This window comes from Thermoanaerobaculia bacterium (assembly GCA_035717485.1).
Classification (GTDB): domain Bacteria; phylum Acidobacteriota; class Thermoanaerobaculia; order UBA5066; family DATFVB01; genus DATFVB01.
This window is the reverse complement of sequence record DASTIQ010000126.1, coordinates 1-11,879: the sequence shown is the minus strand read 5'-3', so window position 1 is coordinate 11,879 and position 11,879 is coordinate 1. Positions and strand designations below refer to the sequence as shown.

General features: G+C 70.1%; 10 protein-coding genes. 6 read left to right on the top strand and 4 right to left on the bottom strand.

Annotated features, from left to right (window positions below; all coding sequences use genetic code 11):
• Nucleotides 1-596 (top strand): ABC transporter substrate-binding protein (locus VFS34_06760; protein ID HET9794146.1); only part of this gene is annotated, 596 nt, incomplete at its 5' end.
• A 111-nt stretch (nucleotides 597-707) separates the two neighbouring features.
• On the opposite strand, the gene VFS34_06755 is transcribed toward VFS34_06760, so the two are convergent.
• Genes VFS34_06755 through VFS34_06745 form a run of 3 tightly spaced genes read right to left on the bottom strand, consistent with a single transcriptional unit; the run spans nucleotide 708 to nucleotide 3,688 of the window.
• Nucleotides 708-2,234, bottom strand: a complete 1,527-nt coding sequence (locus tag VFS34_06755; protein ID HET9794145.1) for an ABC transporter substrate-binding protein — start codon at nucleotides 2,232-2,234, stop codon at nucleotides 708-710.
• Nucleotides 2,235-2,282: 48 nt separating this feature from the next.
• Nucleotides 2,283-2,948 carry a YqiA/YcfP family alpha/beta fold hydrolase gene (locus tag VFS34_06750; protein ID HET9794144.1) on the bottom strand — a complete coding sequence of 222 codons (666 nt, stop codon included), beginning with the start codon at nucleotides 2,946-2,948 and terminating at the stop codon, nucleotides 2,283-2,285.
• Complete coding sequence (locus VFS34_06745) at nucleotides 2,945-3,688, bottom strand: exodeoxyribonuclease III (protein ID HET9794143.1); 744 nt, start codon at nucleotides 3,686-3,688, stop codon at nucleotides 2,945-2,947. The genes VFS34_06750 and VFS34_06745 overlap by 4 nt, the downstream gene beginning before the upstream one ends.
• 56 nt (nucleotides 3,689-3,744) lie before the next feature.
• Here VFS34_06745 and VFS34_06740 point away from each other — a divergent pair, with 56 nt between their 5' ends.
• Genes VFS34_06740 through VFS34_06725 form a run of 4 tightly spaced genes read left to right on the top strand, consistent with a single transcriptional unit; the run spans nucleotide 3,745 to nucleotide 8,956 of the window.
• Nucleotides 3,745-4,185 (top strand): nuclear transport factor 2 family protein, encoded by a 441-nt coding sequence (locus VFS34_06740; GenBank protein HET9794142.1) that lies wholly within the window; start codon nucleotides 3,745-3,747, stop codon nucleotides 4,183-4,185.
• Nucleotides 4,186-5,766, top strand: coding sequence for a M28 family metallopeptidase (locus tag VFS34_06735; GenBank protein ID HET9794141.1), 1,581 nt, complete (start codon nucleotides 4,186-4,188; stop codon nucleotides 5,764-5,766). It begins immediately after the preceding gene.
• Entirely contained in the window at nucleotides 5,763-6,227 is a 465-nt protein-coding gene (locus tag VFS34_06730) for a DinB family protein (protein ID HET9794140.1), read from the top strand. Before VFS34_06735 ends, VFS34_06730 begins: the two co-directional genes overlap by 4 nt.
• Before the next feature lie 59 nt (nucleotides 6,228-6,286).
• Nucleotides 6,287-8,956 (top strand): protein kinase, encoded by a 2,670-nt coding sequence (locus VFS34_06725; GenBank protein HET9794139.1) that lies wholly within the window; start codon nucleotides 6,287-6,289, stop codon nucleotides 8,954-8,956.
• A gap of 66 nt (nucleotides 8,957-9,022) precedes the next feature.
• Here the strand turns inward: VFS34_06725 and VFS34_06720 are convergent, their stop codons facing one another.
• On the bottom strand, nucleotides 9,023-10,603 hold the full coding sequence (locus tag VFS34_06720) for a S41 family peptidase (GenBank protein HET9794138.1): 1,581 nt from the start codon (nucleotides 10,601-10,603) through the stop codon (nucleotides 9,023-9,025).
• Nucleotides 10,604-10,715: 112 nt separating this feature from the next.
• On the opposite strand from VFS34_06720, the gene VFS34_06715 reads away from it, so the two are divergent.
• Nucleotides 10,716-11,879 (top strand): MFS transporter (locus tag VFS34_06715; GenBank protein HET9794137.1); only part of this gene is annotated, 1,164 nt, incomplete at its 3' end.

Sequence of the window (11,879 nt, the reverse complement as noted above, 5' to 3'; positions counted from 1 at the left end):
ATCAGCTCGTACCGTCGACCGTGTTCGGCTACTCCAACGGTCTTCCTCCGATGCCGTTCGACCCCGCCGAGGGGAAGCGCCTCCTCGCGGAAGCGGGATGGGCTCGGGGGTTCGACAGCGACATCCTGCTCCCGGACTACTTCCGCGGGGCCGCGGAGGAGCTCCGGGCGCGGCTCGCCCCCCTGGGCGTCCGGCTCCATCCGGTCGTCCTGCCGTTCGCCGAATTCAACGAGAGATGGCGAGCCGGGGACGTGCCGGTCACGCTCGTCGGGTGGGGGGCGGGAACGGGGGATGCGTCCGATCTCTTCGACGCTCTCCTCCACACGCCCGACAACGGCTACGGCCGGTCGAATTACTTCGGGTATTCGAACCCCGAGATGGACCGGCTGATCGAGCTCTCCGACCGGACGCTCGATCCGGCCGCCCGGCACGAGTCGCTGACGAAAGCGCAGGAAATCCTGCGGCGGGATCTGCCGCTCGTCCCGCTCGTGCTCCGCGACGACCTGTACGCCGTGCGCCGGGATCTCGTGTGGACGCCGCGCCCCGACCGGCGAATCCGTGCCTTCGATTTCAAGCTCGCGCAACCGGTGAAATAGAAGGTTGCCGGTTCCCGATTCGGTGGGAGCGCGTCCCAGCCCAGCGGTTCGGTCGGTCGGAGCCGCATTCGGCGAAGCCGCCGGCCGATTCCGTTCCCGCCGCGCCGAAGCCTAGTCGGCGGCGCCGCCGACCTCCGACGCGAGGATCAGGCCGTCGTTGCGCGGCTGCCAGGAAAGCCGCCGGTCGACGGCATAGTCGTCGTCGTCGACGTAGAGCGGGATCCAGACGAGGTCGTCCATCAGCGTCTTCACGACCTTCTGCAGCGCGTCCCGCCGCGCGTTGATTCCCTGCATCTCCGCGCTCGCCTCGATCGCCCGGTCGACCGCCGGGTTGCTGTAGCCGACGTAATTGTGGATTCCGAAGTGCCGCTGGGGATCGAGCGAATGGAGAACGTTGTCCAGGATGTCGCTGATGTCTCCCGTGAGACACCCGAATCGAGAAAGGTTGAGGGCGGACCGGCCGGCGTTGGCGATCGCGAAGAACTCGGGGTCGGAGACCACGCGCAGATCGAGCCGGATGCCGACGTCGCGGAGCTGGGCGGCGACGCCCGCCGCCGGCTCCGCGAAGAGCTTTCGCGTGAGGAGCGGCGCCGTGATTCCGTCTCGCATTCCGGCCTGGGCGAGGAGCGCCCGCGCCCGCTCCGGATCGAACCGGGCCTCGCCGATCCGGGGATCGAAGCCGAAGATGAACGGGGGCACGAGCTGGGTCGCGGGGACGGCGTCGTAGGGGAGCGCGGAGACGAGGCGGCGGCGATCGATCGCCACGTTCATCGCCTCCCGGACGAGGAGATTCCGGAACGGGTTCGGCCGCGGCGACACGCCGTCCGGAGCGTCGTGGGCGAAATCGTAGCCGAGGTACTTCACGAAGATGCTCGTCCGGCGGAAGGTCCGGTACCGGGGGGAATCCGCGAGCGCCGCCCGCAGCTTCTTCGAGTTGCACTGCACCATGTCGGAGCGGCCGGTGAGGAGATCGGAGAGCGCTTCGGCGGGAGTGCGGTCGAGTCGGAAGGTCGCCTCGCGGAAGGCCGGCTTCGGGCCCCAGTAATCGTCGTTGCGGACCACGCGAAGCAGCTTGCCGGGAACCCATTCGGCGAGGCGGTACGCGCCCGTGCCGTCGGGATGCGCGTTCAAGCCCTCGCGCGTCGCGCCTTTCGGGACGATCGAGATGAAACGGAGCTTGTTCAGGAGCACCGCGAGAGGTCTCGTCGTCCGGATCCTCACCGTGCGGCGGTCGAGCGCGGAGACGGAGTCGATGTAGAGGAGGTATCCCGTCATCTCGAGGCCGGGCGTCGCGAGGAGGCGGTCGATCGTGTAGACGACGTCCTCGGCGTCGAAGGGCTTTCCGTCGTGGAAGCGGACGTTGTCGCGCAGGTGGAAGACCCACGTGGAGGGGTCGGGATTCTCCCACCGTTGCGCGAGGCAAGGCTGGATCTGCATGGTGGCGTCGGTCGTCACGAGCGGCTCGTAGATCTGCGACACGACCGAGAATGCGGCGAGCTGGTTCTGCGAGTGGGGGTCGAGGTCGATGACGTCGTGGGGAACCGAGATCCGCACCGTGTCCCCGAACGGCGGCCGCGCGCGGCCGCACGCCGCGGCGAAAAGGACGAGCAGGAGAACGGGCCTCCGGGAAGGTTTCACGGTTTTCCGGAAATTCTACTCCCGGGGTCGGCGGCGACGCGAATTCGATCAGCGGAGGCCGAGCGCCGAGCGGATCGCGTCCGCGATCTCGGGAACGTATGCCGTCAGCCCGTGGTCTCCGCGGTCGATCGCGATGAAGCGGGAGCCCGGCGCGAGCCCGCCCGATTCGCCCCAGCGCCGCCAGACTTCCTCCACGCCCGCGAACGGGACGCTCTCGTCTTCCGTTCCCATGACGATCGTGGCGGGTGCCGTCGGCGGCTCGCGGTCGACGTCGACCGCCGCCATCTTTTCGAAGAACCGGCGGTGAATCGGCATCTCCCGGTTCTCGCCGTGGTGGAAGAAGGAGAGGGGATCTCCCGGCGGAAGCTTCTCGATCCACCGCCGGCCGAACCCGAGAGCCGGCGCGATCAGGACGAGGGGGATCGCGGGGAACGATCGCGCGACCGCGAGCGCCACGAGCGCGCCGAGAGAGCTTCCCGCGATCGCGGCGGGCGGCCGGGGCGGACCCTCGCCGCGGGCCCGGGCGACCATCGCGTCGAAATCGAGGCGCGCGAAATCGGGGACGTTCAGATCGGGGGCGTCGATCTCGATCCCCTCCGGAGCGAAGACCCGCCGCAGCGCGTCGACCTTGCGGCCCCGCGGCGAGGAAGCGAAACCGTGCAGATAGAGGACCCGCCTCCCTTCGGGCGAGCCCGCGTTTTCCCGGCTCTTCACTCGAAAACGGCGACGACCGGGGCGTGATCGCTCGTCCCGACGCCGGCGAGCACGGCGGAGCTCTTCGCTCGCTGCGCGAGGGACGCGCTCGCGAGCACGTAGTCGAGCCGCCATCCGATGTTCCGCTGCCGCATGTTGCGCCACGGCGCCCACCACGTGAACAGGTTCTCGTTGTCGGGGTCGAGCGCCCGTCCGACGTCGACGAGGCCGCGGCCGAGGAGTCGTTCCAGCAGCGCCCGCTCTTCCGGCAGCTGGCCGATGACGGGCCGCCGCTCCTTCGGATGGACGTCGCGGTCGGTCCGGGCGACGTTCAGGTCCCCGCAGAGGACGATCGTGTCGCCGGCGCGCTGTCGCTCCGCCGCGAAGGAATCGAGCGCCTCGAGGAAGCGGAGCTTCGCGGGGAAATCCTTGCCGCCGTTCGGGACGTAGATCGACGCGACGAGGAGGTCTCCCGCGCGCGCCGTCACGATCCGGGTCTCGTGATCGAACGCCGGGTGGGAGAAGTCCGGCTTCGCGCCGAAGGCCTCCTTCCGGAGGTGGAGTCCGACGCCGGAATACGCCGTCTGGCCGTGCCAGTAGCACCAGTAGCCCTCGATTTCGCAGAGGAGCAGCGGGATCTTGTCGGGAGGGGCCTTGATCTCCTGCAGGCAGACGACGTCGGGACGGTCGCGCTCGATCCACTCGGCGAGCTGCCGTTCGCGGGCGCGGATCCCGTTGACGTTCCAGGTCGCGATCTTCACGCGAGCATCTTAGTGTCCCGGCGCCGAAATGACGATTCGCGGCATATCATCGGACGATGAAGCCCGGATTCGCGGCGGCGGCGATTCTCCTGGCCGCGTCGTCCCCGGCGCGGCCGCGCACCCCCGTTCGAGATCCCGAGGCGCTTCTCCGCGTGGAATCGCGCTGGGTCGACGCCCTCGAGAGGCGGGACGCCTCGGCGGTCGCGGTGATCCTCGCCGACGACTTCCTCGATGCGACGTACAAGGGAGAGCTCCGGACGAAGGACGAGGCGCTCGCGGCGCTGCGGTCGGCGGCCCGCGCCGATGCGTCGCAGCGGCTCTCCGACCTCCGCGCGCGGATCTACGGGGATGCGGGCGTCGTGACCGGGATCAACACGGTGACCGCGCGGGACGGGTCGTTCTCCGTTCGGGTCCGGTTCACCGACGTCTTCGTTCTCCACGGCGGCCGCTGGCAGGCGGTCTCCGCCCAGGAAACGCTCGTCGAAGGGGCACGCTGAATGCGCCGGCGGATCGCGGCGATCGCCCTCCTGGCCGCCGCCTCCGTCGCGGCCGCGCCCCCCGACGGATCCCGCTGGTGGTCGCACGTGCGGGACCTCGCGTCGGACGCGATGGAAGGGCGCGGGACGGGCACGCCGGGCTACCGGCGCGCCGCCGACGACGTCGAGGAGACGCTCCGCCGGTCCGGAGTGGTCCCCGCGGGGATTTCGGGATACGAGCAACCGGTCCGGCTCGAATCCCGGCGGCTCCTCGAGGATCGGTCCCGCGTCGCGCTCGTCCGAGGCGGCCGCGAGGAGCCGCTGGCGTTCGGCGACGACATCGTCGTCGGCCTCCGGACGGACCCGGCGGCGAAGATCGAAGCGCCCGTCGTGTTCGTCGGATGGGGCGTTTCGGCGCCGGAGCAGGGGTACGACGACCTGAAGGGAATCGATCTCCGCGGAAAGATCGCGATGTTCCTGTCGGGCAGTCCTCCCGGCATTCCTTCGGAGCTCTCGGCGCACGCCCAGTCATCCGGCGTCCGGTGGAAGGCCCTCCGCGCGGCCGGTGCCGTGGGCGAGATCGCGATTCCGAATCCGCGGCACATGGAGAGCCCGTGGGAGCGCCATGCGCGGGCGCGATCGATCCCGTCCATGAGCCTCGCCGACCCGGCGCTCGACGAACTCGCCGGGGAACGCGTTTCGCTCGTCGTCAATCCGGCGCGCGCGGAGAAATTCTTCGCCGGATCGGAGCACGCCTTCGCGGAGATCGTGGATCTCGCCGAGCGCAAAATGCCGCTCCCGCGATTCCCCCTGGCGGCGGAGATCCGCGCGGAGCTCGCGGAGGAGACGGCACGGGTCGATTCCTTCAATGTCGCCGGCCTGATCCGGGGATCCGATCCGAAGCTCGCCGGAGAGGTCGTCGTGCTCTCCGCCCATCTCGACCATCTCGGGATCGGGCCTCCCGTCGGAGGAGACGCCGTCTACAACGGCGCGATGGACAACGCGTCGGGATGCGCCGCCCTCCTCGACTTCGCGGAATTCGCGCACGAAGGGAGAATCCGCCTTCGGCGCAGCGTGCTGCTGCTCTTCGTGACGGCGGAGGAAAAGGGACTCCTGGGATCGCGGTGGTACGCGCTCCACCCGACCGTCCCGAGCCGCGGGATCGTCGCCGATTTCAACATCGACATGTTCCTGCCGCTGTTCCCCCTGCGGCTCGTCACGGTCCTCGGGCTGGACGAATCGGACGCCGGCGACGCGGTTCGAGACTCCGCGCGCGGGCTCGGGATCGACGTCCAGCGCGATCCGGAGCCGGAGCGGCACGTCTTCATCCGGAGCGACCAGTACAACTTCGTCCGGGAAGGCGTCCCTTCGGTGATGGTCGACGTCGCGGCGCCGGCGGGGTCGCCGGAGGCCGCCGTGCTGACGCGATGGCTGGCGGAGCGGTACCACTCTCCGGCGGACGACCCCGGGCAGCCGGTCGATCTCGGCGCGGCGGCCTCCTACGAGCGGCTGATGTTCGACGCGGTGGTCGCCACGGCCAACCGCGACGAGCGGCCCCGGTGGAAGCCGACGAGCTTCTTCCGCCGGTTCGCCGCCCCGTGAGCGCTTCCTCGGAGCTCGCCGCGCGCCTCGATGCGCAGTTCTCCTCGTGGCCCGCACTTCTCGGCGATCCCGGGTCGCCGCGCCTCGAACGCGCTCCCGCCCCGGACAAGTGGTGCGCGCGGGAGCACCTCGCGCATCTCGTGCGGATGCACGGCGTGTGCGCGGCGCGGGTGCGCGTGATCCTCGCGCGCGAATCGCCCCTCCTTCCTCCGTATCGGGCGGAGAAAGACCCGACGTGGCGGCAGTGGCGCAGCCTTCCGGCGGGCGATCTCCTCGGAACGGCGGCGGGACGTCGCGCGGGGCTGATCGAGGCGGTCCGGGCGCTCTCCGACGGCGACCTCGCCCGCATCGGCATCCACGCCGTCCTCGGGCCGCTCCTTCTCTCCGAATGGATCGAGTTCTTCCTCGTGCACGAAGCGCATCACCTGTATGCGATCTTCAAGCTGGTGAGGGAGAGCTGACGCGAACCGACCCTCCGCGAGGGCTCGCTCCGGAGCGCTAGAATCCTCCTCCGGGCTCCATGAAACTCTCACCGGGAACGAGGCTCGGTCCCTACGAGATCCTCTCGCGCCTCGGCGCGGGAGGAATGGGAGAGGTATTTCGGGCGCGCGACACGCGGCTCGGGCGGGAGGTCGCGCTCAAGGTCCTTCCCGAAGCCTTCGTTGCCGATCCCGATCGGCTGCGCCGCTTCGAGCGCGAATCCCGGGCGGCGTCGGCGATCGCCGACCCCCACGTGGTGGCGGTCTTCGACGTCGGGGAAGAGAGCGGCGTCCACTTCTTCGTCTCCGAGCTCGTCGACGGGACCACGCTCCGGGAGGCGATGGAGGAGAGCCTGCCGCTCCCGCGCACGCTCGACTACGCCGGCCAGATCGCGGCGGCGCTGGCCTCGGCTCACGCCCGCGGCGTGGTGCATCGCGATCTGAAACCGGAGAACGTCCTCCTGACGCGGTCGGGGTTCGTCAAGCTGGCGGACTTCGGGCTCGCGAAGGTCGTCGGCCCCGCTCTCCCGGGCTCCGGTTCGTTGACCGCCGAGCTCGCCGCGACGGAGTCGGGTTCGGTCATGGGAACGGTGGCGTACATGTCGCCCGAGCAGGCGCGGGGCGCGGCCGTCGACCATCGATCCGACCAGTTCTCGTTCGGCTCGATCCTGTACGAAATGATCGCGGGGCGCCCGGCGTTCCGGCGCGAGAGCGCCGCGGAGACCCTCTCGGCGATCCTTCGCGACGAGCCGCTTCCGCTGTCGGAGACGGAAGCCCCCGAGGTCGTCCGGTGGGTGGTGGCGAGGTGCCTCGCCAAGGATCCCGACCGGCGGTACGCCTCGACCGGCGATCTCGCTCGCGAGCTCGAATCGCTTCCCCGCCGGATCGAAAAGGCGCCGCGCGGGCTCGCGGCGGCGGCGCCCCGCGCCGGGAGATCGCGAGCCGCGGCGGCTCTCGTCGCGCTCGCATCCGCGGCCGCCGGGTTCGGCGTCGCCCGGCTCGTCTCCCTCCCGGCGGCGCCGGCGATCTCGACGTTCCGCGACGTGACGTTCTCCGGCCGGGATTCGTCCCCTTCGGCGTCGCCGGACGGGCGCCGGATCGCGTTCACGTCCGATCGGGACGGAAGATCGCGGATCTGGATCGAGCAGCTCGCCGACGGGAGCGAGGCGCCGCTGACGGCGGGCCCCGACACGAATCCCCGGATCTCGCCCGACGGCGAGCAGGTCCTGTTCTCGCGGGCCGAGGAGGGACGCACCGTCCTCTATCGCGCGGCCCTCGTCGGCGGGGAGCCGCGGCGCATCGTGGCCGACGCGGTCGAAGGGGACTGGTCTCCCGACGGACGAAGGATCGCCTATCTTCGATGGCGGAAGGAGGGATCGGCGATCGTGTATCCCGTCGGCGTCGTCGACGCGGACGGGGGCGGAGCGCGGGAGGTGACCGTGGTCCGAGGCCATCCGCTGCTCCATCCCCGATGGTCGCCCGACGGCAAGACGATCGCGGCCTCGGAGGCCTCGAACGGGGGAGCTCCCTGCGCGATCTTCCTCATCGACGCCGCGACGGGCGGAACGCGGTCGATCCCGCCTCCCCGGCGGACCGGCTGGCTCTCCGCCGTCGCCTGGGTCGGACCGGACGCCCTCGTCTATTCCCAGGCGGATTCCGCGACCGCCTCCGTGACCGGGAGCGCGGGCCGGATCGTCCGTCAGGACGTCCGCACGGGAAAGGCGCAGACGCTCCTCTGGACCCCGGCGAACGCGCAGGTTCTCGACGTCCTCGCCGCGGGCCGTCTCGTCTTCGACGTCGTTTCGATGCGGGAGAACCTCCGCGAGTTGACCCTGTCGTCCTCCGCCGATCCGGCGGGGGTCCGGTGGATCACCCGCGGCGCCAGCGACGACCGTCAACCGGCCTATTCGCCCGACGGCGCCTGGCTGATTTTTTCCTCGAACCGGAGCGGCAACCTCGATCTCTGGAAGATCGCTCCGGCCTCCGGAACGATGCGCCGCCTGACGGACGATCCGGCCGACGACTGGGACCCGGCCTTCGCCCCCGACGGGAAGCACGTGCTGTGGAGCTCGAACCGCGGAGGCCCGTTCGAGGTCTGGTCGGCCGAACCGGACGGCACCGGCGCCCGACAGATCACCCGGGACGGCGTGGACGCCGAGAATCCGACGGAGACGCCGGACGGCCGATGGATCGCGTACGCCTCGTTCGGTTCGGAAAAGCTCGGCCTCTGGAAGATCCGGCCCGACGGGAGCGACGCGACGCGGCTCGTTCGGTCGGTCACGATCGCGTATCCGGAGACCTCCCCGGACGGGGCGTACGTCGCCTATCGGGTCAACGACGATCCGGCGCGCTGCTCCGTCCACGTCTGTCGGCTCTCGGACGGGAAACCGACGCCGTTCCTCGCTCGACTCGAAATCCGGAAAGGGTATGCGTCGACTTCGGTCGGGCGAGTCCGATGGACGCCGGACGGCAAGACGGTCGTATTCGTCGGCCAGGACGAACACGGCGCGTACGGACTCTACCGTCAGGACTTCGATCCCGCGCGCGACACGAGCGAGACCCTCCGGCCGTTCGGCGCCTTCGACCCGGAAGTGGCGAACGAGTCTTTCGGGATCTCCCCCGACGGGAAACGGCTCACCGTGGCGGGATGGGAACAGCTCTCGACCGTGCGGGTGGCGGAGAACGTCGGAGCGTTCGGCCGCGGCCGGTGACCGGCGATCCGTCGCGACGCGGGCGGTCGGCGCCCGAATCGCTCGATGCGTCGCCGCACCGGGTTCTCAGCTGCGGGAGATGGACCCGGGCTTCAGGTTCGCGAGCCGTTCCGCCTGGGGAAACGACGCGAGCGCACGCTCCATCTGGATGTCGGAACGCAGCCAGCTCTTCCACCCCTCGTCGGGCCCGAACTTCGACGACAGGACGTCCTGCGCGATCTCGGCGTCGATCCGGGAGCGCGACGGGTCGGCGAGATACTCCGAGCGCGCCGCCTCCGCCTTCTCGATTCCCTGGCTCTCGACGAACCGGAAGAGCTCCTCCCTCACCGCCGGATCGACCGAGAAGCCTCGCGCCACGTCGGGATGGCGGGCGAGGTAGTCCACGGCGAAGTTGAAGAAGACTCCGTGTGCCTGCAGCCGCCGCGCGAACGGAGATGGCTTCGGCGCCGGGACGATCTCGTCGGGTGTGATCCCGCCGGCCGCGTAGACCGGGCGGCCGGCGTCGGTCGAGAAGAGCTTCCCGTTCTTCTTCGCGGCGTCCGGAGCGGCCTCATCGTGGATGTCCGGCAGGAGGTACGCCGAGAGGTCGGAATAGTCCCGCTGGATCCAGCGGCCCGAAGGGGTGAAGTACTTCGCGGTCGTGAGGGCGAGGCCCGCCCCGTACGAAACCGGGTAGACCCCCTGGACCAGGCCTTTTCCCCATGACGTCGTTCCGAGGATCAGCCCGCGGTCGTGGTCCTGCACCGCGCCCGCGACGATCTCGGAGGCGGACGCGGATCCGCGGTTGATCAGCACGACGAGAGGGCCTTCGAAGCGGCGCGCGCGTCCCGCGGCGGCGTAGTCGCGGTCGGCGGACGGGATCCGGCCGCGCGTGGTCACGATCGTCTGGCCCTTCTTCAGGAAGACGTCCGCGATCGCGAGCGCGGGATCGAGGACGCCTCCCGGATTGCCCCGGAGATCCAGGACGAGCCGTTTCATGCCGTCCCGCTCGAGTTTCTCGATCGCGCGGGAGACCTCGGAGGCCGACGTCTGCGTGAATTCGGCGAGCTGGACGTAGCCGGCGCCGTCGCCGACGAGGAAAGCGTGGCGGACGGAGTTCTGCGGAATTTCGTCCCGCGTGACGGTCACGGTGATCGGCTCCGCGAGTCCCGGCCGGTGGATCGTGAGCCGAACCGGCGTTCCCCGCGGACCCCGGACGTGCTCGGAAACGCGCCGCGTGTCCCAGCTGTCGTCGACGCTCTCTCCGTCGATTCCGGTGATCACGTCGCCGGTCCGCAGCCCGATCTTCCAGGCCGGGGTCCCCTGCGTCACCGCCATCACGGTGACGCGTCCCTGGCGCCGCTGCATCGTGATGCCGATTCCGAAGTAGGAGCCCTGGTGGCGCTCTTCCAGGGAGGAGAAGTCGTCGGGCTCGAGGAACGCGGTGTGAGGATCGAGAGAAGAGAGCATCCCGTGGATCGAGGCGTAGACGAGCTTCTCGGCGGGAACTTTCGCGGCGTTCCACGACTCGGCGGTCGAAACGAGCTGCGCGTATTCGCCGAGCGCGGCGGACGAGACGTCGCCCCCCGACCGGCGGCCCGCGGCCCCTCCGAGCACCGTCGCGAGCCCGATCGCGGAGAGCGCGAGGAAGATCGTTCCGCGGGTCACGCCGCGAGTATACGCCGCCCGGCCGGGCGGCCCGCGCGTGCCGCCGCGCCGAATTCGCCGGGATTACAATCGCGGCGCGCATGCGCCGTCTTCCGACGCTCGCCGTTCCGCGATGACCGAGGCGTCGCTCTCCCGCGCGAACGCGCGCAACGCGCTGATCGCCGGCTTCCTCGGGTGGACTCTCGACGCGTTCGATTTCTTCGTCCTCACGTTCGTCCTCATCCCCGTCGCCCACGACTTCGGGAAGAGCATCAAGGACGTCGCGCTCACGCTCACCGCGAGCCTCGCGATGCGACCGATCGGCGCCGTCGTATTCGGGCTGATGGCGGACCGTTGGGGCCGGCGGCTCCCGCTCATGCTCGACGTGGTCTTCTACTCGGTGGTCGAGGTCCTCTCCGGGTTCGCGCCGACGTACACGGCCTTCTTCGTGCTGCGGCTGCTCTACGGGATCGGGATGGGCGGTGAGTGGGGCGTGGGCGCCTCGCTCGCGATGGAATCGGTCCCCGCGAAATGGCGCGGGCTCCTCTCGGGACTGCTGCAGGAGGGATACGCGTGCGGTTTCCTCCTGGCGGCGGTCGCCTACGGAACGGTGTTTCCGAGATTCGGGTGGCGCGCCCTGTTCTTCCTCGGGGGCGCCCCCGCGCTCCTGTCGCTCTTCATCCGCGCGAAGGTGGTCGAGCCGGAGGCGTGGCGGCGGACGCGGACGGACTGGCCCTCCTATCGGCGCGCCGTCGTGAAGAACGGGAAGCTCTTCGGATACCTCGTTCTCCTGATGGCGATGATGAATTTCATCTCGCACGGGACTCAGGATCTCTATCCGACGTTCCTCCAGAAGCAGCGGCACTACGATCCCCGGTGGACGGCGGCCGTGACGGCGATTGCGATGATCGGGGCGATCGCCGGAGGCCTCCTCTTCGGCCACGTCTCCGACCGGTGGGGGAGGCGGCGGACGATGGTCGCCGCGATCGGCGGCGCGATCCTGCTGATCCCGCTCTGGATCGCGGCGCCGGCCCCGGGCCTCGTCCTCGCCGGAGCCTTCGGCATGCAGTTCATGGTTCAGGGCGCATGGGGCATCATCCCCGCGCACATCAACGAGCTCTCCCCGCCGTCGCTTCGAGGATTCTTTCCCGGGTTCGCCTACCAGCTCGGCGTGCTCTGCGCCTCTTCGGTCGGATACGTCGAGGCGGTGCTCGCCGAGCACCTCACGTACGCGCAGTCGATGGGGCTGCTCGCGGGCGCGGTCCTGTTCCTGGGGGCGGTCGTCGTCGCCGTGGGG